Source organism: Mesorhizobium sp. M1A.T.Ca.IN.004.03.1.1, from assembly GCF_003997555.1.
Lineage (GTDB): Bacteria > Pseudomonadota > Alphaproteobacteria > Rhizobiales > Rhizobiaceae > Mesorhizobium.
On record NZ_RZTV01000738.1, the window covers coordinates 1 to 251 of the forward strand.

1 protein-coding gene is annotated in these 251 nt (G+C 58.6%); it reads right to left on the reverse strand.

The window, feature by feature from the left end:
- A partial coding sequence (locus EOD29_RS33620; protein ID WP_164764039.1) for an acyltransferase family protein occupies positions 1–169 on the reverse strand: 169 nt, incomplete at its 3' end.
- Positions 170–251: the final 82 nt, after the last annotated feature.

Genomic DNA, 251 nt, shown 5'->3' on the forward strand with positions numbered 1-251 from the left:
GCCACATCACGAAGCCGCTGAGCACGAAGAAGATGTCGACGCCGGTTTCGCCATAAAGAAAAGCCGTGGCGTCGACGGCGGGATTGACCTTGGCCAGCTGCAATATTGCATGGAAATAAACGACCATCAGCGCCGCAACCGCGCGCAGATATTGAAGCTGGACAAGCATCTGATGTCTTGCTCCTCGAGCTCGCGGACGCCGGTTTCCACCGTGCCGCTGCGGTCAACTCAGTACATCTGCCGCACGACCC